Origin of the sequence: Kitasatospora sp. NPDC056327 (genome assembly GCF_042261735.1) — a bacterium.
Lineage (GTDB): Bacteria > Actinomycetota > Actinomycetes > Streptomycetales > Streptomycetaceae > Kitasatospora.
Genome location: NZ_JBHJRC010000126.1, coordinates 1 through 21,975, shown reverse-complemented (window position 1 = coordinate 21,975; position 21,975 = coordinate 1). Strand labels below are relative to the sequence as shown.

General features: G+C 73.8%; 19 protein-coding genes. 11 read left to right on the top strand and 8 right to left on the bottom strand.

The genetic code is table 11. The annotated features are described in order from the left end of the window. Positions 1 to 36: 36 nt before the first annotated feature. From ACFCX4_RS19515 to ACFCX4_RS19495, 5 genes are all read right to left on the bottom strand, one after another. Entirely contained in the window at positions 37 to 657 is a 621-nt protein-coding gene (locus tag ACFCX4_RS19515; protein WP_376144019.1) for an L-threonylcarbamoyladenylate synthase, read from the bottom strand. A gap of 164 nt (positions 658 to 821) precedes the next feature. Further along, positions 822 to 1,859, bottom strand: coding sequence for a 3,4-dihydroxyphenylacetate 2,3-dioxygenase (hpaD, locus tag ACFCX4_RS19510; RefSeq protein ID WP_376144017.1), 1,038 nt, complete (start codon positions 1,857 to 1,859; stop codon positions 822 to 824). Positions 1,860 to 1,897: 38 nt separating this feature from the next. Next, positions 1,898 to 3,442 (bottom strand): 5-carboxymethyl-2-hydroxymuconate semialdehyde dehydrogenase, encoded by a 1,545-nt coding sequence (gene hpaE, locus ACFCX4_RS19505; RefSeq protein WP_376144015.1) that lies wholly within the window; start codon positions 3,440 to 3,442, stop codon positions 1,898 to 1,900. Positions 3,443 to 3,485: 43 nt separating this feature from the next. Continuing rightward, positions 3,486 to 4,406 (bottom strand): 4-hydroxy-tetrahydrodipicolinate synthase, encoded by a 921-nt coding sequence (gene dapA / locus ACFCX4_RS19500; RefSeq protein WP_376144012.1) that lies wholly within the window; start codon positions 4,404 to 4,406, stop codon positions 3,486 to 3,488. A gap of 55 nt (positions 4,407 to 4,461) precedes the next feature. Further along, positions 4,462 to 5,901: a fumarylacetoacetate hydrolase family protein gene (locus ACFCX4_RS19495; protein WP_376144010.1), complete on the bottom strand. Its 1,440-nt coding sequence runs from the start codon at positions 5,899 to 5,901 to the stop codon at positions 4,462 to 4,464. 192 nt (positions 5,902 to 6,093) lie between these two features. On the opposite strand from ACFCX4_RS19495, the gene ACFCX4_RS19490 reads away from it, so the two are divergent. Both ACFCX4_RS19490 and ACFCX4_RS19485 read left to right on the top strand, forming a co-directional pair. Continuing rightward, positions 6,094 to 6,849, top strand: coding sequence for an alpha/beta fold hydrolase (locus tag ACFCX4_RS19490; protein ID WP_376144008.1), 756 nt, complete (start codon positions 6,094 to 6,096; stop codon positions 6,847 to 6,849). Positions 6,850 to 6,926: 77 nt separating this feature from the next. Further along, the gene (locus tag ACFCX4_RS19485) at positions 6,927 to 7,598 is read left to right on the top strand and encodes a GntR family transcriptional regulator (protein WP_376144006.1); all 672 of its coding nucleotides are present in this window, start codon (positions 6,927 to 6,929) and stop codon (positions 7,596 to 7,598) included. A 127-nt stretch (positions 7,599 to 7,725) separates the two neighbouring features. Here ACFCX4_RS19485 and ACFCX4_RS19480 read toward each other — a convergent pair whose 3' ends face one another. Together ACFCX4_RS19480 and ACFCX4_RS19475 are read right to left on the bottom strand one after the other, a co-directional pair. Continuing rightward, positions 7,726 to 8,490 (bottom strand): SDR family NAD(P)-dependent oxidoreductase, encoded by a 765-nt coding sequence (locus ACFCX4_RS19480; RefSeq protein WP_376144004.1) that lies wholly within the window; start codon positions 8,488 to 8,490, stop codon positions 7,726 to 7,728. After that, entirely contained in the window at positions 8,487 to 9,488 is a 1,002-nt protein-coding gene (locus ACFCX4_RS19475; RefSeq protein ID WP_376144002.1) for a methyltransferase, read from the bottom strand. The genes ACFCX4_RS19480 and ACFCX4_RS19475 overlap by 4 nt, the downstream gene beginning before the upstream one ends. 95 nt (positions 9,489 to 9,583) lie before the next feature. Between ACFCX4_RS19475 and ACFCX4_RS19470 the strand changes: the two genes are divergently transcribed. Next, a complete protein-coding gene (locus tag ACFCX4_RS19470; RefSeq protein WP_376144000.1) occupies positions 9,584 to 10,597 on the top strand; it encodes an aldo/keto reductase in 1,014 nt (337 codons plus the stop codon). Between the two features lie 67 nt (positions 10,598 to 10,664). Here ACFCX4_RS19470 and ACFCX4_RS19465 read toward each other — a convergent pair whose 3' ends face one another. After that, positions 10,665 to 12,044, bottom strand: coding sequence for an amidohydrolase (locus tag ACFCX4_RS19465; protein ID WP_376143998.1), 1,380 nt, complete (start codon positions 12,042 to 12,044; stop codon positions 10,665 to 10,667). 184 nt (positions 12,045 to 12,228) lie between these two features. Between ACFCX4_RS19465 and ACFCX4_RS19460 the strand changes: the two genes are divergently transcribed. The 8 genes from ACFCX4_RS19460 to ACFCX4_RS19425 all read left to right on the top strand — a co-directional run bounded on the left by ACFCX4_RS19460 (position 12,229) and on the right by ACFCX4_RS19425 (position 21,929). Continuing rightward, complete coding sequence (locus ACFCX4_RS19460) at positions 12,229 to 13,179, top strand: alpha/beta hydrolase (RefSeq protein ID WP_376143996.1); 951 nt, start codon at positions 12,229 to 12,231, stop codon at positions 13,177 to 13,179. Next, positions 13,176 to 13,940 (top strand): ABC transporter ATP-binding protein, encoded by a 765-nt coding sequence (locus ACFCX4_RS19455; protein ID WP_376143994.1) that lies wholly within the window; start codon positions 13,176 to 13,178, stop codon positions 13,938 to 13,940. The genes ACFCX4_RS19460 and ACFCX4_RS19455 overlap by 4 nt, the downstream gene beginning before the upstream one ends. After that, positions 13,937 to 15,691, top strand: coding sequence for an ATP-binding cassette domain-containing protein (locus ACFCX4_RS19450; protein ID WP_376143992.1), 1,755 nt, complete (start codon positions 13,937 to 13,939; stop codon positions 15,689 to 15,691). The genes ACFCX4_RS19455 and ACFCX4_RS19450 overlap by 4 nt, the downstream gene beginning before the upstream one ends. A 130-nt stretch (positions 15,692 to 15,821) precedes the next feature. Continuing rightward, on the top strand, positions 15,822 to 16,991 hold the full coding sequence (locus ACFCX4_RS19445) for an ABC transporter substrate-binding protein (protein WP_376143990.1): 1,170 nt from the start codon (positions 15,822 to 15,824) through the stop codon (positions 16,989 to 16,991). A gap of 43 nt (positions 16,992 to 17,034) precedes the next feature. Continuing rightward, positions 17,035 to 17,907 carry a branched-chain amino acid ABC transporter permease gene (locus ACFCX4_RS19440; RefSeq protein ID WP_376143988.1) on the top strand — a complete coding sequence of 291 codons (873 nt, stop codon included), beginning with the start codon at positions 17,035 to 17,037 and terminating at the stop codon, positions 17,905 to 17,907. Between the two features lie 55 nt (positions 17,908 to 17,962). Then, positions 17,963 to 19,072: a zinc-binding dehydrogenase gene (locus ACFCX4_RS19435; RefSeq protein ID WP_376143986.1), complete on the top strand. Its 1,110-nt coding sequence runs from the start codon at positions 17,963 to 17,965 to the stop codon at positions 19,070 to 19,072. 179 nt (positions 19,073 to 19,251) lie between these two features. Then, a complete protein-coding gene (locus ACFCX4_RS19430) occupies positions 19,252 to 20,208 on the top strand; it encodes an aldo/keto reductase (RefSeq protein WP_376143984.1) in 957 nt (318 codons plus the stop codon). Positions 20,209 to 20,213: 5 nt separating this feature from the next. Next, positions 20,214 to 21,929, top strand: coding sequence for an amidohydrolase (locus ACFCX4_RS19425; protein ID WP_376143983.1), 1,716 nt, complete (start codon positions 20,214 to 20,216; stop codon positions 21,927 to 21,929). Positions 21,930 to 21,975: the final 46 nt, after the last annotated feature.

Here is a 21,975-nt window from a genome sequence, read left to right as displayed (position 1 = left end):
TCCGGGGGCCGCGCCCACCGGACGCCCCGGGGCCGCTCACTCGAAGCGGGCGGGGTCGCCGGCCCCCCGGCGCACGATCTCCGCCGTGCCGCCGGAGAAGTCGACGACCGTCGTCGGCTCCGTACCGCACTCGCCGGAGTCGACGACGGCGTCCAGCACGTGGTCCAGCCGCTCCTTGATCTCCCACCCCTGGGTCATCGGCTCCGCCTCGCCGGGCAGCAGCAGGGTGCTGGAGACCAGCGGCTCGCCGAGTTCGGCGAGCAGGGCCCGGGTGACGGCGTGGTCGGGGATCCGCACCCCCACCGTCTTCTTCTTCGGGTGCAGAAGACGGCGCGGGACCTCCTTGGTGGCGGGGAGGATGAAGGTGTAGCCGCCCGGGGTCGCCGCCTTGACGGCGCGGAAGACGGCGTTGTCGAGCTGGACGAACTGCCCCAGCTGGGCGAAGTTCTCGCACATCAGGGTGAAGTGGTGGCGGTCGTCCAGCCGCCGGACGGCCCGGATCCGGTCCAGGCCCTCGCGGTTGCCCATGGAGCAGCCCAGGGCGTAGCAGGAGTCGGTCGGGTACGCGATGAGGGCCCCGGAGCGCAGACTGTCGGCCACGGTGCCGATGGTGCGGGCCTGGGGCGTCTGCGGGTGAACGTCGAAGTACTTCGCCATTGGCCGACCCTACGGGATCCGCGGGCCGCCGCGGCGCCGGCCCGCCCGCGGCACGGGTCGCGAGGACCGGTCCCGGGGACGCCGCCGGCCCGGTGACGGCTCCCCGGACCCGTGTACCGCACGGGGGGAGGTCGTCACCGGGCCGGGGCGCCGGACGCGGGGGCTCAGGCCTCCGCGGAGGGGGCCGGTGAGGGCGCCGGGATGATGCCGAGACCGTCCGCGCCGACCTGCACGGCCGACTCGTCCAGAGCGGCCGAGAGCACCGGCTGCGGCTTGCCGTCGAGGTCGAGCACCGGCGTGGCCTCCTTGTACCAGGACTCGATCACCGCGTTGCCCCAGAAGTCCCGCCGCCGGTCGTCGTGCACGTTCCAGCGGTAGGTCTCGTGGTCCGGGTCACCGGTGTAGTAGTCCGAGGTGTAGATCTCCACCCGGTGGCCGTCCGGGTCGCGCAGGTACAGGTAGAAGGCGTTGGAGACGCCGTGCCGTCCCGGACCGCGCTCGATGTGGTGCTCGGCCCGCAGCGAGCCGAAGATGTCGGCCGTGCGCAGCACCTGGTGCGCCTCGGGGGCGAACACCCCGACGTGGTGCATCCGCGGGCCGGCGCCGCTGGTGAACGCCACGTCGTGCACCGTCTGCTTGCGGAACATCCAGGCCGCGTAGAGCTCGTGCTCGTCGCCCTCGATGGTCTCCGAGCAGCCGAAGCCCAGCGCGCGGTAGTGCTCGTAGGCGGCCGGGATGTCCGGCACCACGATGTTGAAGTGGTCCATCCGCGCGACCTCGGCGCCCCGGCGCAGGTCGTAGCGCTGGATGAGGCGCTCGGCCCGGTCGATCGCGTGGAAGAACTCGACCGGGAACCCGAGCGGGTCCACCACCCGCACCGCGTCGCCGATGCCGCGGGTGCCCGCGCCGGCCGGCACCCGGCGGACCGGGCAGCCCAGCGCGGTGAAGTACTCCTCGGCGCGGTCCACGTCCTCGGGCGTGCGCACCCGGTAGGCGATGTGGTCGAGCGCGGGTGCGTCGCCGGCCCGCAGCACCAGGCTGTGGTGGGTCAGCTCGTCGGTGCCGCGGAGGTAGAGCGTGCGGGCGTCCTCGTACTGGACGTGGAAGCCCAGCATGTCGACCCAGAACCAGCGGGCCTTGGGCACGTCGGTGACGACGAGCTGCGCGTAGGCGGAGCGGACGACGTCAGGCGGGGTGGGCATCTGAACGGCCTCCATCTGCGTGACTCCCATCTGCGGGTTCAGTGCTGCTCGTCGGCGCCGAAGCGCGGGGTGTGGACGTCCCCGAGCATCACGTGGACGATCTTGGACTCGGTGTAGAAGTCGATGCTGTGGGCACCGCCCTCCCGGCCCAGACCGCTGGCCTTCACCCCGCCGAACGGCGTGCGCAGGTCGCGGACGTTGTGGGAGTTGATCCAGACCATGCCGGACTCCACCGCGTGGGCGACCCGGTGACCCCGCTTGAGGTCGGACGTCCACACGTATGCCGCCAGACCGTATTCGGTGGCATTCGCCAGGTCAATGGCCTCGCGCTCGTCGTCGAACGGCGCGACCGCCACGACGGGCCCGAAGATCTCCTCCTGGAAGATCCGCGCGTCGCGCGACACGTCCGCGAAGACGGTCGGCTGGAGGTAGTTGCCCTCCGGCAGGTGCGCGGGGCGCTCGCCGCCGGCCACCAGCCGGGCCTCGGCCTTGCCGGCCTCGACGTAGTCCAGCACCCGCTGGTAGTGCACGGGGTGGACCAGGGCGCCGACCTCGGTCGCCGGGTCACCCGGCAGGCCGACCCGGACCCGCTCGGCGCGCTCGGCCAGGCGACGCGTGAACTCCTCGTAGAGCGGGCGCTCGACCAGCACCCGGGAGCCGGCCGTGCAGCGCTCGCCGTTGAGCGAGAACACGCCGAAGACGACCGAGTCGAGGGCGGTCTCCACGTCCGCGTCGGCGAAGACCACGACCGGGGACTTGCCGCCCAGCTCCATGGAGACGGTCTTCAGCCGGTCCGCCGAGCAGCGCACGATGTGCCGGCCGGTGGCGGTGGAGCCGGTGAACGAGAGGATCGGCACGTCCGGGTGGTCCACCAGCGCCTGGCCCGCCTCCTTGCCGAGGCCGTGCACGATGTTGACCACGCCGGCCGGCAGGCCCGCCTCGGCCAGGATGTCCGGCCAGAGGCTCGCCGACAGCGGCGTCCACTCGGCGGGCTTGAGCACCAGGGTGCAGCCGGAGGCGATGGCCGGGGCCAGCTTCCAGCTCTCCAGCATGAACGGGGTGTTCCACGGGGTGATCAGCCCGGCCACGCCGACCGGGGTGCGCACCACGTAGTTGAGCTGCTGGGTGCCGACCCGGAAGGCCTCCTCGCCGAGCGCCACGATGACGTCGGCGAAGTAGCGGAAGTTCTCGGCGGCGCGCCGGGCCTGGCCGCGCGCCTGGGTGATCGGCAGGCCGGTGTCGAAGGACTCGAACGCGGCGAGCTGCTCCTCGCGGGCCTCGACGGCGTCGGCGATCCGGTTGAGCACGGTGGCGCGCTCGCGGTTGCCCAGCGCCGACCAGGCCGGGAAGGCGGCCCGGGCGGCGGCCACCGCGCGGTCGACGTCGGCCGGGCCGCCCGCCGCGAGGGTGGCGTAGGCGGTGTTGGAGACCGGGTCGGCGACGTCGAGGACGCGGCCGTCGGCGGACGGCAGGCGCTCGCCGCCGATCCAGTGCAGGATCTCGCCGGGCAGTGCGGCGGGGCGGGCCGGGTCGGCGGACGGCTCGGCGGCGGGCTGCGGGGCCGCCGGGGTGGTGGTGGTCATCTCGTCTCCTGCTCTCGGGGTGGGAGGGGCGCCGGGCCCGGGGTCACAGCTGCTGGGTGAGGTCGCCGCCCGCGGCGAGCAGCGCGCGGATCCTCTCCAGCCCGCCCTCGGTCGGGGCGGTGAGCGGCGGGCGGACGTGGCCGGAGGCGATCCGGCCCTGCTGGGCCAGCACCCACTTCGCGGGAGCCGGGTTGGTCTCCACGAACAGCAGGTCGACCAGCGGGTGGAGGCGGTAGTGCAGCTCGCGGGCCCCGGCGTGGTCGCCCTGCTCCCACAGCTCGTACATCCGGGCCACCGCGGTGGGCGCCAGGTTGGCGACGGCGCTGATGAAGCCGGCCCCGCCGAGGGCCATCAGCGGCAGGCAGAGCAGTTCGATGCCGGACCAGACCAGCAGCTCGGGGCCGCAGGCGTGGATCACCCGGGAGAAGTGCTCGAAGTCCTTGGTGGTCTCCTTGACACCGACGATGTTGTCGAAGTCGGTGAACAGCCGGCGCACGGTCTCCGGCTCGATGTCCACGGCGGTGCGCGAGGGCACGTTGTAGACCACCAGCGGCAGGTCCGGGAACTCCCGGGCCACCGTGGCGTACCACTGGTACAGCGCCTCCTGGGTGGGGCGCGCGTAGTAGGGGGTGATCACCAGGGCCGCGTCGGCGCCGAGCTCGGCCGCGGCGGCGGTGAGTTCGAGGGTCTCGTCGAGCTTGGCGGAGCCGGTCCCGGGCAGGAACGGCACCCGGTCGGCGATCTCGTCGGCGGCGGTGCGCATCGCGGCGATCCGCTCGGCGACGGTCTGCGCGCTGGGCTCGCCGGTGGAGCCGCCCAGCGAGATGCCGTGCGAGCCGGATTCGAGCTGCCAGCGGACCAGCGCGCGCAGCGAGTCGTGGTCGACGGCGCCGGCATCGGTGAAGGGGGTGACCACGGGGGCGAGGGAGCCGCGGATCACGGACGGGTCGCTTCGGAACTTCATCGGGTCTCCGTGGGGGAGTGGGGAGCGGGGGAGAGGGAGGGACGGGAGGGGAGGGTCAGCCGCCCTGGCGCTCGCGCTCGTAGCGGGCGCGCCAGTGCGCGTTCATCGGGTAGAGGCCGTCGATGCCGGCGCCGTCGCCGACCTGCCGCAGGACGAAGCGCTCCTCGTCCTCCTGGGCGGCGGCGTCCCGGGCGATCTCCGCGGCCAGCGCGGGCGGGATCACCACGACGCCCTCGGCGTCGCCGACCAGCACGTCACCGGGCATCACCAGCACGCCACCGCAGTCGACGGGCACCTGGGAGTCCATCGGGACGTGCTTGCGGCCGAGCACGGCGGCGTGCGGGCCCGCGTAGTAGGAGGGCAGGTCGAGGTCGGCGAAGGAGGGGCTGTCGCGCAGCCCGCCGTCGGTGACCACGCCGGCCGCGCCGCGGCGCAGCGCGCGCAGCGCCAGGATGTCGCCGAGGGTGCCGGAGCCGCGTTCGCCGCGCGCCCCGATGACCAGCACCTCGCCCGGCTGCAGCTCCTCGACGGTGCGCTTCTGGGCGTTCATCCCGCCGCCGATCTCGGCGAAGACGTCCTCGCGCAGCGGCAGGTAGCGCAGGGTGCGGGCGACGCCGACCATCCGCAGGTCGGGGCGGGCCGGGCGGACGCCCTCGATGAAGTGGTGGTCGATGCCGCGCTTGCGCAGCTGGGCGGAGAGGGTGGCGGTGGAGACGGTGCGCAGCGCGGCGGCGGTCTCCTCGTCGAGCCCGGCCGGGCCGGCCGAGGCGTTCCCGGCGGCGGGCCGGGGCGGGTGGACGGAGCCGTAGGCGGCCTCCCGGGCGGCCTCGGTGACCTTGGGCAGCGCGCCGTACTCGGTGACGCCGGACTCCTCGGCGACGACCTCGTTGCGCAGCCGGCCGCTGTCCTCCAGCTCGACCTCGACGACGTCGCCGGGCTGGACGACGGTGGAGCCGGCCGGGGTGCCGACGAGGATGATGTCGCCCGGCTCCAGGGTGGTGGAGCGGGACAGGTCGGCGATCAGCAGATCGACGGGGAAGAGGAGTTCCTCGGCGGAGGCGTCCTGGACGAGCAGGCCGTTGACCCAGGTGCGCAGCCGCAGCCGGGTGGGGTCGACGCCGGTGAGCAGGGTGGGCCCGACCGGCGTGTAGCCGTCGCGGCCCTTGGCCCGCAGGTTGGCGCCGAGGTCGGCGTGCTTGAGGTCGTAGACGCCGAAGTCGTTGGCGGCGGCGTAGCCGGCCACGTGCTCCAGGGCCTCCTCACGGGTGACCCGGTGGGCCCGCTTCCCGATCACCACCGCGATCTCGCCCTCGAAGGCGAGCAGTTCGCACCCGGCCGGGCGGACCACGGGCCGGTCGCTCCAGGAGAGCGAGGAGGGCGGCTTGAGGAAGTAGGAGGGGGCCTCGGGGGTCCGGCCGCGTTCGGCCGCCCGGCTGCGGTAGTTGAGGTGCACCGCGATGATCTTTCCCGGTGCCAGTCCGAGGGGGTGTACCACGTTGCCCTCCTAGAATCGTATACGGCATCATGCACGATAGCGGACGTGATCGACCCTGACCATGGTTGATCGGATGTGAATTCGTACATGATCCGTGAGCGCGAACCGGCCCTGTCGAGATCATGACCGGGAGGGTGTGCGTGCAGTACTATCAAAAATCGTATGCGAAAGCAGGGGAGAGGTGCAGAGGTCATGACCGAGAGCGACGACCTGGCGGTGCGGATCATCACGCCGGAGCACGGCGACGGAGGCAGCGCCGGAGGCGTGCCGCCCGTCGTCCTGCTGCACGGCTTCGCCTCCGACGGCGAGCAGGACTGGATCGCGCCGGGCACCGCCGCCGCGATCGCCGCCACCGGCCGCACCGTCCTGGTGCCGGACCTGCCCGGCCACGGCGCCTCACCCGACCCGGCGGACGCCGCCGAGGCGGGCGCGGGCGCCCTGGTCGCCCGGCTGCTGAAGGCCCTGGACGCCGCCGGGGTGGGGGAGTTCGACCTCGTCGGCTACTCCCTGGGCGCCCGGCTCGCCTGGGAGTTCCAGGTCGCCGCGCCCGAGCGGGTGGGCCGGGTGGTGCTCGGCGGGCTCAGCCCGCGCGAGCCGTTCGCCGGCGTCGACATCGAGGCGCTGCACCGCGCGGTCGCCGACGGAACCGAGCCCGCCGACCCGTTCACCGGCATGATCGCCGGCCTGGTCCGCTCGCGCGGCGAACGCGCCCCGGCCCTCGCCCGCTGTGTCGAGGGCCTGCGCAACACCCCCTTCGAGCCCGGGGGTTGGGGCGGCCGTTCGGCGCCGGTGGTGGTCGTCGGCGCGGAGGACGTGATGACCGGCGGCATCGAGAGTATCGTTGCTGCTCTTGACGGGGCGGAACTGGTGACCGTTCCCGGCGATCACTTCGGGGCCCTGGCCGGTGCGGAGTTCCGCGGCACCGTGCTGAAGGTCCTCGCCCGGTGACCGCCGGGGGCACGCGGACCGCCCGGCGGTCCGCCACGGGGGCGACGGCCGCGCTGAGGAAGGACGAGGGAGCGGCGTTGGGTTCCGCGAAGGACCGCACCGGTGCGGCGTCGAAGGCCGAGCAGAGCTACGAGTTGCTCCGCTCGCGCATCCTCGACGGCACGTACGGCCCGGGCTACCGGCTGGTCATGAACCAGCTGGCGCAGGAGACCGGGGTCAGCACCATCCCGCTGCGGGAGGCGCTGCGCCGGCTCCAGTCCGACGGCCTGGTCGAGGTGGTGCGCAACATAGGGGCCCGGGTCGCGGTCTTCGAGGCCGTCCAGGTCGAGCACTCGCTGCAGATCCTGGCCCGGCTTGAGGGGTACGCGACGGCCGTCTGCGCACCGCTCCTGACGCCGGAACAGATCGCCGCCTCGCGCGAGATCAACGCCCGGATGGTGGCGGCGCTGGACGAGTTCGACCCGGCCGCCTTCACCGCGCTCAACCGCACCTTCCACTTCTCGATCTACCAGCACTGCCCGGACGCGCACCTGCGCGCCCTGCTGGAGGAGGAGTGGGCCAGGCTGGACCACATGCGGCGGTCCACCTTCACCTACGTGCCCGGCCGTGCCCGGCGCTCGGTGGTGGAGCACGAGCGCATCCTCGACCTGATCGAGCAGGGTGCCGACGCGGCCGAGATCGAACGGGTGGCCTGTGCCCACAAGGCTGCCACCGCCGACGCGCTGCACGAGGCCAAGCCGTCCGGCTGACGCACCGGTGCGCGCCGAAGGGGCGGGAGTCCTCCACGGAGGACTCCCGCCCCTTCGGGCTTTCCGGGCCCGTGACCGGCGGGCCCGTCCAGGGGGGCGGCCGGCCGCTCGGCCGCCCCCCTGGAGCTCAGACGAGCAGCTGGCCGCCGTCCACCTGCACCACCGCGCCGGTGATGTGACGGGCCTGCGCCGACGCGAGGAACAGCACCAGCGGGGTCAGGTCGCCGGTCTCGGCGATCCGGCCCAGCGGGATCCGGGCCTCCCAGGCGCCCCGGGCGGCGGCGTCGTCCATCAGCGGCGCCGTCATCGGGGTGTGCACCGGTCCCGGCGCCACGCCGTTGACCCGGATGCCGTGCCCGGCGAGTTCCAGGGCGGCCGTGCGGGTGAGCGCGTCCACGGCCGCCTTGGTGGCCTCGTAGTGGCCCAGGCCCGGGGTGGGCTGGCGGGCGCCGATCGAGGAGATGTTGACGATCGCCCCGCCGTTGCCGGCGTCCACCATCTGCCGGCCGACCACCTGGGTCACCGTGAAGGTGCCGCGCAGGTTGACCGAGACGACCAGGTCGAAGATCTCGGCCGGCAGGTCGACCAGCGGACCGCCGCCGCCGGCCAGGCCGGCGTTGTTGACCAGCACCTCGACCGGACCGAACCGCTCGGTGGCCTCGGCCACCGCCGCGACGACGCTCGCCCGGTCGGTGACGTCCATGGTGACGGCCAGCGCCGCGGCGCCCAGCTCCGCGGCCACGGCCTGCGCCGCCGCGCCGTTCAGGTCGGCGACGACCACCCGGTCGCCGGCCGCCGCGAAGGCCTCGGCGACCGCCCGGCCGATGCCGCTGGCGGCCCCGGTGACCAGGACGACGCGCCCGGCGCCGTCCGCCGTGCCCTCGGTGGTCATCGTGCCTCCGCGATGATGATGCGCGGGCTGCCGGGCAGCGCGCGGGTCTCGACGGGCTCCCAGCCGGCCTCGCGCAGCCAGCCGCGGACCTCGTCCTCGGGGTAGACGATCGTGCCGTCGATCACCAGGTACTCGCCGGCGTGCAGCGCGTCGATGGCACGCTGGTTCTCGTCCGAGTCCAGGAAGAAGTCCAGCAGGACCAGCTTGCCGCCCTCGGCCGCGGCCGCGCGCGCCCGGCGGACGATGGCGAGGTTCTGCTCGGCGTCGAAGCGGTGCGCCACGTGCTCCAGCAGCACCAGGTCGAAGCCGCCCGGGACGTCGCCGGCCACGGCGTCGCCCTCGACGATGTCGACCCGGTCGGCGACCCCGGCCGCCGCCAGCACGTCGCGGGCGTGGCCGACCAGCTCGCCGACCGAGAAGAAGGTGCCCTTGAGGGCGGGGGCGGCGGTGAGCGCCTCGGCCAGGAAGGAGCCGGAGAGGCCGCCGAGGTCGAGCACCCGCTCGTGGGCGGTGAAGTCGTAGTGCTCGGCGAGCAGGCGGGCGTGCAGCGCGTTGTACGTCATCACGCCGCCCAGGAAGGTGGTCATGCGCTCGCCGCCGAAGTCGAGCTGCTGCGGCTCGGCGGTGCGGCTGGTGTCGCCGAAGCCCAGCCAGTGGGGGTAGCTGATCTCGTCGAGGAAGTGCAGGAACGGGCGCAGGTCGATCTGGCCCTCGGCGCCGGTGAGGTAGGCGGCGGTGCTCGGCGAGTTCGTGTACCGTCCGTCCACACGGTCCAGCAGGCCGAGGCCGGCCATCGAGTCGGCCAGGATGCGGCTGGTGCGCTGGGGCAGGCCGGTGCGCTCGGCGATCTGCGGCACGTCCAGCGGGCCGTCGGCCAGGGCGGCGAACAGATTGGCCTCGGCGGCGGCGAACAGCTGCTTGGCGGCCATGTAGCCGACGGCCACCTCGACGATCGGGGCCGGGTCCGCGGAACGGGGGGATTCCGGGCGAATGGACATCGCGTCCTCCTTGACGGTCAAACAATATGCCGGATGCTATACGATCGGCACCCCGGCGGCCAGAGCCGGACCACTCGGATCCTCAGGAGGTTGGCGTGGAGTTCTCGGAAACCGTGTCCCGGAGCGGCGGCACCCAGGCGGTGCCCCGGCGCCGGCTCGGCGCGAACGGGCCGGAGGTGCCGGTGTTCGGCCTCGGTTCGTGGAACACCTGGGACCGCATGACCACCGACGAGGCGGCCGGGCTGATCGCCCGCGCCGTCGCGTGCGGGGTGAACCTGTTCGACGTCGCGCACTACAACTTCGGCCCGCACGCGGAGAACGCGGTCACCGACATCATCTTCGGCGAGGCCGTCCGCAACGCGGGCCTGGCCCGCGGCGACTACCTGCTCTGCGGCAAGCTGTGGCTCTGGGACTACCCGAAGGCCTCCTTCGCCGAGCAGCTGGAGGTCTCGCTGGCCCGGGTCGGCACCGACCGCGCCGATCTCGTGGTGGTCGGCGACTACCTGGGCGAGCTGGACGTGGCCTCGGTGGTCACCGACGTCGCCGAGCAGGTGCGGGCCGGGCGGTTCGCCGCCTGGGGCGTCAACAACTGGTCCGCCGACGACCTGGCCGAGGCCTTCCGGTTCGCGCGGGCCGAGGGCCTGGTGGCACCGTCCTTCGCCCAGCTCAAGTACAGCCTGGCCCGCCGCTCGGTGCCCGAGGGCGAGCCCTACGGGCGGCTGTTCGACGAGGAGGGGCTCGGGCTGCAGGCCTCGGACGTGTTCGAGGGCGGCATCCTGGCCGGCAAGCTGCACCCGCAGCGCAAGATCGGCGCCGACCCGGGCGGCATCCGCGACCGGATCCGGGAGTCCTACCCCGAGGTGCTGCGCATCGCCGAGGGTTTCGGCGTCACGCCGGCCCAGCTGGCGATCGCCTTCACGCTCACCCACCGGGCCGCCGCCAGCGTGCTGTTCGGCGCCAGCAGCCTGGAGCAGTTCGAGAGCAACCTCGGCGCCCTGGAGCTGCTGGAGAGGCACGGCGACGAACTGCGCGAGGCGGTCGCCGGGCTCTGGCTGGACCGTGACGTCGTCCACCCCGGCGCCTCCTGGGGCACCGACGCACCCGCGTAGCGCGACGACGGCCGCGCCCCGGACCTCCCGCCGAGGAGGTCCGGGGCGCGGCCGCGGTGCGTCCGGCTCAGGCCTCGTGGACCACCCGGCCGTCGACGACCGTCATCGCCACCGGGATCCCGGGCAGCGTGTCCGGGGTGACGTCCCGCAGGTCCGCGCCCAGCAGGCACAGGTCGGCGGCCTTCCCGGCCTCCAGGGTGCCCTTCCAGTCCTCGGCGCCGTCCTGCCGCGCCGGGGCCGCCGTGTAGGCGTACAGCGCCTCGTCGAGGGCGAGCCGCTGGTCGCGGCCGGCCGCGTCCACCGCCCGCAGGGCCGCCGCCGCGGCCCCCGCCCGCCAGTCCGGGGCCAGCACCGGGGCGTCCGAGCTGAGGCAGAGCGGGACGCCCGCGGTCAGCGCGTCGCGGACCGGCCAGGCGTGCGCCAGGGTCTCGTCGCCGAGCGCCCCGGCGAGCATCGGGGCGGTGGCCGCGGCGATGCCCGGCTGGGTGTTCAGCCCCACCCCGGCGGCGGCCATCGCGGCCAGCGTCGCGGGGTGGATCACGTCGCCGTGGATCAGGTAGTGCCGGCCGTCCCGGCCGTCCAGCGCGCGCGCCCCGGCGAACGCCTCGGTGACCACCCGGGTGGTGCGGCTGCCGGTCGCGTGCACCCCGATCTGGTGCCCGGCCGCGTGCGCGGCGCGGATCATCGCGCGCAGGTTCGCCTCCCGCTCGCCCGGGTCCGCGCCGTCCACCAGCAGCGCGCCGTGTCCGCCGTCGGCGTACGGCTCCTCGCTCCAGGCGCTGCCCATCGGTGGGATGCCGTCGGCGAAGATCTTCACCCCGGCCACCCGGAACCAGCCGGGCACCTCGGCCGGTGCCCGGAAGCCGGTGAGGCCGCGCACCAGGTCGTCGGCGCTGCTGGCGCCGTCCAGCAGGCCGAACAGCAGCAGGGCGGTCACCCGGGCGCGCAGCAGCCCCTCGGCGGCCAGCCCGGCGTAGGCCTCCAGTACGGCGGAGGAGAAGCAGCCGGTCGGCCCGGCGTCCTCGCCGGGGCCGAGGCCCGGCTCGGTGTAGCTGGTGATGCCGAGGGAGGCGAGCAGCTCGCCGGTGCGCAGGATCGCCCCGCGCCGCTCGGCGGGGGTGGCGAGCCCGGCCAGGGCCGGCCCCTCGCCCGCGTGGTCGTGGCCGTCGTGGCCGTGCCCGTCGGGCCCGTGCCCGTGGCCGTCCGCGCCGAAGCCGCCGTCCGGCGCGGACGCCAGCTGGGCCATCAGCGTGTCGGGCCACATCGTGCCCAGCCACGCCCCGTGCAGGTGCGAGTCGTTGATCCCCGGCAGCAGCGAACGCCCGCCCAGCTCGACCACCCGGGTGCCGGGCCCGACGAGCGGCGCGACCTCGGCGTCGGTGCCGACCCGGACGATGGTGCCCCCGCTGACCGCCAGGGCCTCGGCGACCGTGCGCGCACCGTCCATCGTGTGTACGCGGCCACCCCGCATGACCAGGTCAGCTGCGGTGATTCCGGCCTGGAATCCATTGCGCATCATCTTGCTCCCAGCTCTGGACACCGTGGATTGTGACTCTTAACGTACATGGAATCAGATACGATTTTCGAGTGCCGACCCCCCATGACGGCACCCGGGCAATCGGAGGTAAACGATGCCCCTGCACCCCGAGGCACAGCTGATCATCGAACGGGCCGGTGCGGCGGAGCAGCCCACCCAGCCCGTCGAGCTGGACGCCGCGACCATGCGAGAGCAGTTCCGGACCACCTGGATCATGCCGGAGACCCTGCCGTCCGTCGGCTCGGTGGTAGACGCCACCGTACCCGGCCCGGCCGGCGACATCCCCGTGCGGATCTACACCCCCGAGGGCGAGGGCCCCTTCCCGGCCTTCGTCTGGCTCCACGGCGGGGGCTGGACCATAGGCTGTCTCGACGAGAACGAGTACTCCTGCCGGGCCGTGTGCGCGGCCGCCGGAGCCGTCGTCGTCTCGGTCGACTACCGGCTCGCCCCCGAGCACCGTTACCCGGCCGCCGCCGACGACTGCTACGCGGTCCTCACCTGGCTCCACGAGCACGGCGCCGGGATCGCGGTCGACCCCGGGCGCCTGGCCATCGGCGGCGAGAGCGCCGGTGGCAACCTCGCCGCGGTCACCAGCCTGCGGGCCCGCGACCTCGGCGGCCCGCCGATATCCCTCCAGGTCCTGATCTCCCCCGTGGTCGCCCACCCCGACGACGGCCGGATCTCCTACCGCGACTTCTCCGAGGGCTACTTCCTCTCCAAGGACAGCATGGACTGGTTCTTCACCCAGTACCCGCGCGACCCCGGCGACCTCGCCGACCCGTACCTGCTCCCGCTGCGTGCCCGCGACCTCTCCGGACTGCCGCGCGCGCTCGTCATGGAGGCCGAGTACGACGTGCTGCGCGACGAGGGCGAGGAGTACGCCAGGGCGCTCGCCGCCGCCGGCGTCGAGACCTCCCTGGTCCGCTTCGACGGTCTCATCCACGGCTTCTTCGGTCTGCTGGCCACCGACCTGACCGACGCCGCCCGGGCCCACGCCCTGGTCGCCGACGCCATCCGCGCCGCCTGTGGCGGAGCCGCCCGATGACGCCCGCCCTCGCGCTGCGCGACATCAGCATCAGCCGGGCCGAGGCCCCCGTGGTCCACGGGGTCAGCCTGGAGGTCGCTCCCGCCTCGGTCACCGTCCTGCTCGGCGCCAACGGCGCCGGCAAGACCACCCTGATGGACGGCATCGCCGGCCTGGTGCGCTGCACCTCCGGCTCCGTCGTGCTCGACGGCACGCCCATCGACAAACTGTCCACCTACCGCCGCGCCACCGCCGGTCTCGCCTACGTCGAGCAGGCCCGCAGCGTCTTCCGCACCCTCACGGTCGAGCAGAACCTCCTGGTCGCCCAGCGGGACGGCGAGGACCTCGGCACCGCCTACCGGCTCTTCCCCGAGCTGGAGAAGCGCCGCGACCTCCAGGCCGGTCACCTCTCCGGCGGCGAGCAGCAGATGCTAGTCCTCGGCCGCGCCCTGGTCGCCCGGCCCAAGACGATCCTCATCGACGAGATGTCCTCCGGCCTCGCGCCGGTGGTCGTCCACCGCCTGATGAAGGCCGTCGCCGACCTGGTCGACCTCGGGATCGCCGTCCTGCTCATCGAGCAGTTCGCCCACCTCGCGCTGGAGATCGGCGAGCGGGCCTACGTGCTCAGCAAGGGCCGGCTCGCCTACGACGGCCCCTGCGCGGACCTGCGCGGCGACGCCGAGCGGCTGCACGACTTCTACTTCGGCGCGACCCCGCAGCCCGCCACGGCGGCCGCGGCCCACGGCCCGGGCACCGTCCCGGCGGAGAGCGAGGGAGCATGAGCCTCACCGAAAGACTGGCAGGCGACCGCCGGGCACTGGTCACCGGCCTCGGCATCGCCGTCGCCGCCTGCGTCCTGGTCCCCGCGGTACTGCCCGCCTACTGGGTGTACCTGGCGATCACCGCCGTGGTCAGCGCCGTGATCATGCAGAGCTACGGCGTCATCGTCGGCCGGGTCGGCGTGATGTCGCTCTGCCAGATGTCCTTCGCCTCGATCGGCGCCTGGGTGGTGCTGCGGCTCAACGTCGCGGACGCCCCCGGCGGGTTCCTGGTCTGGCTGGTGATCGGCGGCCTCGCCGCGGTGCCGGTCGGCGTCGCGATCGGTCTGCCCGCGCTGCGCATCCGCGGCGTCAACCTGGCCGTGGTGACCTTCGGCTTCGCGGTCTCCGCCGACATCGTGCTGAACGCCAACCAGATGCCCGGCATGTCCGAGCTGAAGACCCTGGAACGGCCCGCCCTGTTCGAGGAGGACGGCGCCTACTTCGTCCTGGTCGTCATCGTCTTCACCCTGATCGCGCTCGGCCTCGCCGTGCTCAACCGCACCCGGCTCGGGATGTCCTGGACCGAACTGCGGCACTCCGAGCGGGCCGCCGCCGCGCACGGCGTCTCGGTCGCCCGCAGCAAGCTCGCCGCGTTCGCGATCAGCGCCTTCATCGCCGGCGTCGGCGGCGGTCTGATGGCCGGCCAGCTCGGCCTGGTGGTCTCCGGCAACTTCGCCATGATGCAGTCGCTGGCCCTGTTCGCGGTCGCCATCATGATCGGCCCGCACAACCCGGAGGGCGCCGTGATGGGCGGCATCTTCGGGGCCGTGATGGCGACCATCCTGGAGAAGCTCGACCTGCCGCAGGACCTCGGTGGCATGCTGTTCGGTGTCGGCGCCGTCTTCGCGCTGCGCAGCGGGGTCAGCCAGACCGACTTCACCCGCTCCCGCAAGCGCGAGCGTGCCGCCCGTGCCTTCCTCAAGGAGTACGAGGCCACCGCCGCCGACCGCCCCGCCGAGCCCGAGGCGCCCGCCGTCCCGGCCACCGTGGCCACCGGCGAACCGGCCCTCACCGTCAGCGGGCTGACCGTGCGGTACGGTCAGGTCACCGCCCTCGACGCCGTCGACCTGACCGTCCCCCGGGGCGCGGTGGTCGGCCTGATCGGCCCCAACGGCGCCGGCAAGTCCACCTTCATCGCCGCGGTCACCGGCTTCGTCGGCGGCTACACGGGGAGCGTCGCGCTCGCCGGGGACCCGCTCGACCGCCTCAGCCCCAGCGCCCGCGCCGGACGCGGTCTGCGCCGGACCTTCCAGACCACCACCATCGCCCCGGAGCTCACCCAGTACGAGTACCTCACCATCGGCGCCGGCCGCAGCCTCTCCACCGAGGAGGCCGACGAACTGCTCGACTTCTTCGGCTGCCCGCCCGGCCGCCTGCCGGTCTCCATGGTCGACGCGGGCGCCCGCCGCCTGCTCGACGTCGCCGCGGCGATCGCCGCCCGCCCCGCCGTCGCGCTGCTGGACGAGCCCGCCGCCGGCCAGTCCGCCGCCGAGTCGCTGGCCCTCGGCCGCCGGCTCGCTCAGGTCCCGGCCCGGTACGGCGTCTCCGTCCTGCTCGTCGAGCACGACATGGACCTCGTGCAGGCCGCCTGCTCCGAGGTCACCGTCCTCGACTTCGGTCACGTCATCGCCACCGGCCCGACCGGCCAGGTGCTCGCCGACCCGACCGTGATGGCCGCCTACCTCGGCACCGCCGACGTCCCGGTCGCCTGAGCCGGCACCACCCGTACCGGCCGTCCCACCCGCACCACCTGCTGATCCCCGCATTTCCCCCACCCACCCTCGCGGGACCGCGCACCTTCCCCCGCTCCGGCGCGCCCCCACAGACGGAAATGAGTGCACCATGACGCACGCCCGGCCGATCGCCGCCCTCGCCGCCGCCACCGCGCTGGCCCTCGGCGCCACCGCCTGCAACAGCTCCGACTCCGGTTCCGGCTCCGAGTCCGGCCCCATCAAGGTCGGCTCGATCAACGGCATCACCGGCCTCTTCCAGACCCCCGAGGTCCCCCAGGCGGTCAAGGCCGTCTTCGAGGAGGTCAACGCCGCCGGCGGCATCAACGGCCGCAAGATCGAGCTCGTCAGCATGGACGACGCGATGAACCCGCAGCGCGCCACCGAGGCGGCCGTCGACCTCGTCAAGTCCAAGAAGGTCGTCGCCCTGGTGGGCTCCTCCAGCGCCGTGGACTGCGGTCTCAACCGCGCCTCCTACAGCAAGGAGAAGATCGTCTCCATCCCGGCGGTCGGCGTCGACCCCGCCTGCTTCACCAGCCCCAACATCGCACCGGTCAACCCCGGCCCGTTCAACCTGCTGACCGCCAACCTCTACTACGCCTCCGAGGTGCTCAAGCGGGACAAGGTCTGCCTCGACTACACCGTGCTGCCCGGCAGCGGCGGCGGCATCGAGGACGCCATCAAGAAGTGGACCGAGCTGACCGGCAAGCAGCTCGCCCACAAGGAGCTGGCCATCGCCGAGGGCGACCCGACCAAGTACCTGGTCGCCGACAAGGGCGCCGGCTGCCAGGCCGTCCTCTACAACGGCATCGTCGGCCCCTACTTCGCCCAGGCCAAGACCCAGGGCATGGACGACGTGGACTTCATCGTCGGCGCCAACAGCTACACCGACGCCAACGCCCAGGCCATCCCGGCCGGCCTCAAGGTCTACGCCGGCACCGAGTGGCAGCCGTACACCGACACCTCGCTGCCGGGCAACGAGCGCTGGTCCCAGCTGGTCGACAAGAACAAGATCCAGAAGACCGCCTTCAGCCAGGGCGGCGTGATGGCCGCCGACCTGTTCGTCCAGGTCCTCAAGGGCATCTCCGGGCCGATCGACCGCGAGTCCGTCACCAAGGCCTTCAAGAGCATGAAGCCGATCGAGTACCCGATGGTCGGCACCCCCTGGGTGTTCGGTGAGGGCGACACCCACAACCCCGTCCAGGGCAGCCGCTTCGTCCAGGCCGTCAACGGCGCCTGGAAGGTCCTGCCCGAGGGCTTCGTCGTCCCCGGCAAGAAGTGACCCCGCAACCGCAGGACCCCCGGCGGACCCCAGGAGGTGTCCCATGCTCAACTCCACGCTCGCGGGCCTGACCGGCGGCGGTGTCTACGCCCTGCTCGGCCTCTGCGTCGTCCTGACCTACCGGCTCGTCGCCACCGTGAACTTCGCGATGGCCGCGGTCGGCGCGATCGGCGCCTTCGTCATGGTGAGCCTGACCGACGAGGGGGTGAGCCTCTGGCTCGCCCTGCCGGCCGGCGTGCTCGCCGGAGCCGGGCTGTCCGCCCTGCTCGGCACCGTGCTGGTGCGCTGGTTCGCCGGCCACTCGCAGAACACCAAGGCGGCCGTCACCGTCGCCGTCTACGTCGCCGTGATGGCGGCCGGGCTGCGGCTCTTCGGCTCCACCACCACCGGGGCGCACACCTTCCCCAGCCCCTTCGAGCACCCGATGTTCACCCTCGGCGGCGTGGTGATCCCGCAGTCCGTGCCGGTCACCATCGCGTTCGCGGCGCTGATCACGGTCGGCGTCGGGCTGCTGCTCGGCCGCACCCGGCTCGGCCTGCGCCTCCAGGCGCTGTCCGAGCAGCCGGCCACCGCCGAGGTCGTCGGCATCCCGGTGGCCAGGCTGGCCGTCGCGGTGTGGGCCGCCATCGGCGCCGTCACCACCCTGGTGGTGGTGCTCGCCGCACCCCGCCTGGGCGGGGACTTCTCCACCCTCGGCAAGCTCATCAACACCGCGCTGGCCGTGGCCATGCTCGGTGCCTTCCGGAGCCTGCCGCTGACCCTGATCGGCGGCCTGGTGCTCGGCTGCCTGGAGGGCCTGTCCGCCTCCGTCGAGGCGATCCAGAAGTACCAGGGCGTGGTGCCCTTCCTGGTCATCGTGGTGCTGCTCTGGTGGCGCAGCCGCAACGAGGTCTGGGACACCGCCCACAGCAGATGACCGGCCCGGGCACCCGCCCGGACCGTGGACCAGGAATCCGAGGAGACCGAGGAACATGACGCTTCCGACAAGCACCAGGGCCGCCGTGCTGCGTGCCCACGGCGAGCCGCTCGTGATCGAGGAGCTGCCGCTGCCCGAGCGGATCGAACCGGGCGCCGCCCTGGTGCGCGTCGACTGCGCCACGCTGTGCGCCACCGACGTCCACCTGTGGAGCGGGGCGATGTCGATGCCCGGCATGCTGCCGCTGGTGCTCGGCCACGAGATGGTCGGCACCGTGGTCGCGGTGGGCGAGGGCACCGTGGACGCGCTCGGCCGCGAGGTCGCGGTGGGCCGCCGGATCGGCTGGTCCGAGTCGACCTGCGGCCACTGCTACGGCTGTACCGTGCTGCGCAACCCGGTGGCCTGCGAGGACCGCGGCTACGGCTTCCGCCAGCGCGCCGACCGGTACCCGTACGCCACCGCCGGGCTCGCCGAGTACAACTACGTCGTCCCGCACGCGCAGAAGTACCTGCTGCCCGACGAGGTCGCCCCCACCTGGGCCGCCGCGGCCGGCTGCGCCGTCAAGACGGTGCTGCACGCCTTCGACCGGGCCGGTGGCACCCGACCCGGCTCCTCGGTGGTGATCCAGGGCGCCGGCGCGCTCGGCATCGTCGCCACCGCGGTCGCCAAGGCCGGCGGCGCCGGCCCGGTGATCACCATCGGCGCTCCGGACAGCCGGCTGGAACTGGCCGAGGAGTTCGGCGCGGACCTCACGCTGGGTCTGGCCGACGGCCCCGAGGCCCGCCGCGAGGCCGTGCTCGCCGCCACCGGCGGGCGCGGCGCGGACCTGGTGATCGACCTCGCCGGTGCGCCCGGCGTCGGCGCCGAGGCCGTGGACCTGGCGGCCTGGGGCGGCAAGTTCGTCGTGGTCGGCAGCACCGGCCCGGCCCTCCAGGAGCTGTCGCTGGGCACCGTCATGGGCAAGGAGCTGACCGTGCTCGGCTCGCTCAACGGCGACGTCGGCGACTACCACCGGTCCGTCGAGTTCCTGCGGACCTTCGGTTCGCACTTCGACTGGGACGCGCTGTTCAGCGCCCCGGTCGGCCTCGGTGGCGCGAGCGCCGCCCTGGAGGCGATGTCCCGCCTGGAGCAGACCAAGGCCGTCGTCCACCCCTGGCTGGACTGACCCGCGGTCCGCCCCGCGCCGGCGCCCGCCGCCGGCGCCCCCGATCCGCCCGGCGCCCCGGGACGTCCCTCAAGTCCCTGTGTCCCGTACCCGGGGCGCCGGGTGCCCCTTCCGGCACCCGCCCGTCTTCCCGCCCCCGCCTTCCCACCCTCAAGTCCCCGACTCCCGTGAGGACCACCATGACCGTCGTCCCCCGCCGCCGGCTCGGCACCGCAGGACCCGAGGTGTCCGTCCTGTCCCTCGGCTCCTGGCACACCTACGACCGGATGGACTTCGCCGACGCCGTGGCCATGGTCCGCAAGGCCGTGGACCTCGGCATCAACCTCTTCGACGTCGCCGTCTACAGCATGCCCGGCCACCCGCCGGTCTTCACCGACGTGCTGTTCTCCGCCATCGTGCGGGCCGGCGGCATCGCCCGCGAGGACTACCTGCTCTCGGCGAAGCTCTGGCTGGAGCCCTACCCGCAGCTCTCGCTGCGCGACCAGCTCGCCGGCGCCCTCTTCCGGGCCGGCGTCGAGCACGCCGACCTCGCCGTGCTCGGCGACATCCGCCGCGACGACCTCGACCTGAAGGCGATCGCCGAGGAGCTCGCCGAGCTGGAGAAGGAGGGCCTGATCGGCTGCTGGGGCGTCAACAACTGGTCCGCCACGGCGGTCCGCACCATCCGCGGGCACGCCCTCGCGGCCGGCTCGCCGGGCCCGCAGCTCGCCCAGCTCAAGTACAGCCCCTGCCGCCGCGCCATCCCCGACGGCGAGCCCTTCGCCGGGCTGTTCGCCGACGGCCTCTCGCTGCAGGCCTCCGACATCCTGGAGGGCGGCATCCTCGCCGGGCGCACCAGCCCCTCCCGGGAGATCGGCCGCGACCCCGGCGGCATCCGCGACCGGATCACCGAGGCCGCCGCCGGCCTGACCGCCGTCGCCACCGGGCTCGGCACGACGCCCGCGCAGCTCTGCGTCGCCTTCGCGCTCTCCCACCCGGCCACCGCGACCGTGCTGTTCGGCGCCAGCCGGATGCAGCAGCTGACGGACAACGTCGGCGCGCTGGAGCTGCTGGAGCGGGTCGGCGCCGAGCGGGTCCGCGAACTCGTCGAGCCCTTCTGGGCCGACCGCGGCATCGTCTCCCCGGAAGGGCCCTGATACCCGTGGCCCTCCCCGCCGACCGCCCCGCGGACCTCGTCCTCGTCGACGGCGACGTGCTGACCGTCGACACCGGCTTCACCACCGCCCAGGCCCTGGCCGTGCGCGACGGCGTCATCACCGCCGTCGGCAGCACCGCGGCCGTCCTCGCGCACGCGGGCCCCGCGACCCGGATCGTCGACCTGCGCGGACGCACCGTCCTGCCCGGCCTCAACGACTCCCACCTGCACGGCCACGCCTGGGGCCTCAACCGGCCGCCGCTCGCCCTCGACCTCAACTTCCCGGTGGTCCGCTCGATCGCCGACATCGTCGCGGCCGTCGCCGCGGCCGCCCGCGCCGCCGCGCCGGGGGAGTGGATCGTCGGCCGCGGCTGGGACACCGGCTACCTCGCCGAGTGCCTGGACGGCAGCCGGTCGATGCCCGACCGCGCCGACCTCGACGCGGCGGCCCCCGACAACCCGGTCTGCCTGACCGACTTCTCCGACCACATCGCCTGGGTCAACACGGCCGCCCTGCGCACCGCGGGCATCGGCCCCGGCACCGAGCCCCCGCCCGGCGGCACCATCGACGCCGACCCGGCCGGCCACCCCACCGGCATCCTGCGCGAGTCCGCGCAGGGCGCCGTCCAGGCGCACGTCCCCCGCCCCGACGAGCACCGGCGCCGGGTGGCGATCACCGGCGCGATCGAGGCCCTGCACGCCCTGGGCACCACCAGCTACACCGAACCCGGGCTCGGCCCGGGCGGCGAGAGCATCATGGCCGGCGCGATGGGCACGGGCGCGCTGCACACCTACCTGGAGCTCGCCCGGAGCGGCGAACTCCAGGCCCGGGTCAGCCTCCTGCTGCTGCCCGCCCCGATGGGCGGCGGCCTGGCGGACGTCCGGTCCGGGCTCGCCGAGCTGGCGGGGATCTCCCTGGACGGCGTCGACCCGCGCCGGTTCAACCTCCTCGGCGTCAAGCTGTTCGCCGACGGCGTGCCGCCCCACCGCACCGCCTGGATGCACGACGCCTACGAGGGCGGCGGCCACGGCGCGCTGTGCGTGCACGGCTCGGGGCCCGCGGTCCAGGCCGTCGAACTGGCCGCGATGATCGAGGCCGTGCACGCGGCCGGTCACCAGATCGGGGTGCACGTCACCGGTGACCGGGCGATCGACACCGTCACCGAGGCCTTCGCCGAGGCCCAGCGCGTCCACCCGCGCGCCGACGCCCGGCACTACCTCATCCACGGCGACTTCGCGACGCCGCGCAGCCTGGAGCTGCTGGCCGAGCACGGCTACGGCGTCAACATGAACCCGGCGATCAAGTGGACCATCTCCGACCTCATGGACGAGGTGGTCGGTGAGGAGCGCTCCCGCCGGATGTGGCCCGTGCGTTCGGCGCTCACCGCCGGGGTGCGGCTCTGCGCCAGCTCGGACGCGCCGATCACCGAACCCGACTGGCGCCGCGGCGTCGCCTCGATGCTGCTGCGGGAGTCCAAGGCGACCGGCCGCACCAGCGGCCCGGAGGAGCGGATCGGCCTGCCGGAGGCCCTGCGCGCCTACACCTCCACGCCCGCCGTCCAGGACTTCGCCGAGAGCTGGAAGGGAACCCTCGAACCCGGCAAGGTGGCCGACCTCTGCGTCCTCGGCGGCCGGCTCGCCGACACCTCTCCGCACGACCTGCCGGACCTGCCCGTCGACCTCACGTTCTTCGACGGCCGACTGGTCCACGGCACCCTCTGAGAGCGGGACGCCGCTGCCCGGACGGACCCAGTTCGCCTTCGGGGGC

What these genes read in the sequence shown, in the direction of transcription:
- ACFCX4_RS19515 (WP_376144019.1), bottom strand. Translation starts at nt 657, where the DNA reads ATGGCGAAGTACTTCGACGTTCACCCGCAGACGCCCCAGGCCCGCACC.
- hpaD (WP_376144017.1), bottom strand. Translation starts at nt 1,859, where the DNA reads ATGCCCACCCCGCCTGACGTCGTCCGCTCCGCCTACGCGCAGCTCGTC.
- hpaE (WP_376144015.1), bottom strand. Translation starts at nt 3,442, where the DNA reads ATGACCACCACCACCCCGGCGGCCCCGCAGCCCGCCGCCGAGCCGTCC.
- dapA (WP_376144012.1), bottom strand. Translation starts at nt 4,406, where the DNA reads ATGAAGTTCCGAAGCGACCCGTCCGTGATCCGCGGCTCCCTCGCCCCC.
- ACFCX4_RS19490 (WP_376144008.1), top strand. Translation starts at nt 6,094, where the DNA reads ATGACCGAGAGCGACGACCTGGCGGTGCGGATCATCACGCCGGAGCAC.
- ACFCX4_RS19480 (WP_376144004.1), bottom strand. Translation starts at nt 8,490, where the DNA reads ATGACCACCGAGGGCACGGCGGACGGCGCCGGGCGCGTCGTCCTGGTC.
- ACFCX4_RS19475 (WP_376144002.1), bottom strand. Translation starts at nt 9,488, where the DNA reads ATGTCCATTCGCCCGGAATCCCCCCGTTCCGCGGACCCGGCCCCGATC.
- ACFCX4_RS19465 (WP_376143998.1), bottom strand. Translation starts at nt 12,044, where the DNA reads ATGGACGGTGCGCGCACGGTCGCCGAGGCCCTGGCGGTCAGCGGGGGC.
- ACFCX4_RS19460 (WP_376143996.1), top strand. Translation starts at nt 12,229, where the DNA reads ATGCCCCTGCACCCCGAGGCACAGCTGATCATCGAACGGGCCGGTGCG.
- ACFCX4_RS19455 (WP_376143994.1), top strand. Translation starts at nt 13,176, where the DNA reads ATGACGCCCGCCCTCGCGCTGCGCGACATCAGCATCAGCCGGGCCGAG.
- ACFCX4_RS19450 (WP_376143992.1), top strand. Translation starts at nt 13,937, where the DNA reads ATGAGCCTCACCGAAAGACTGGCAGGCGACCGCCGGGCACTGGTCACC.
- ACFCX4_RS19445 (WP_376143990.1), top strand. Translation starts at nt 15,822, where the DNA reads ATGACGCACGCCCGGCCGATCGCCGCCCTCGCCGCCGCCACCGCGCTG.
- ACFCX4_RS19440 (WP_376143988.1), top strand. Translation starts at nt 17,035, where the DNA reads ATGCTCAACTCCACGCTCGCGGGCCTGACCGGCGGCGGTGTCTACGCC.
- ACFCX4_RS19435 (WP_376143986.1), top strand. Translation starts at nt 17,963, where the DNA reads ATGACGCTTCCGACAAGCACCAGGGCCGCCGTGCTGCGTGCCCACGGC.
- ACFCX4_RS19430 (WP_376143984.1), top strand. Translation starts at nt 19,252, where the DNA reads ATGACCGTCGTCCCCCGCCGCCGGCTCGGCACCGCAGGACCCGAGGTG.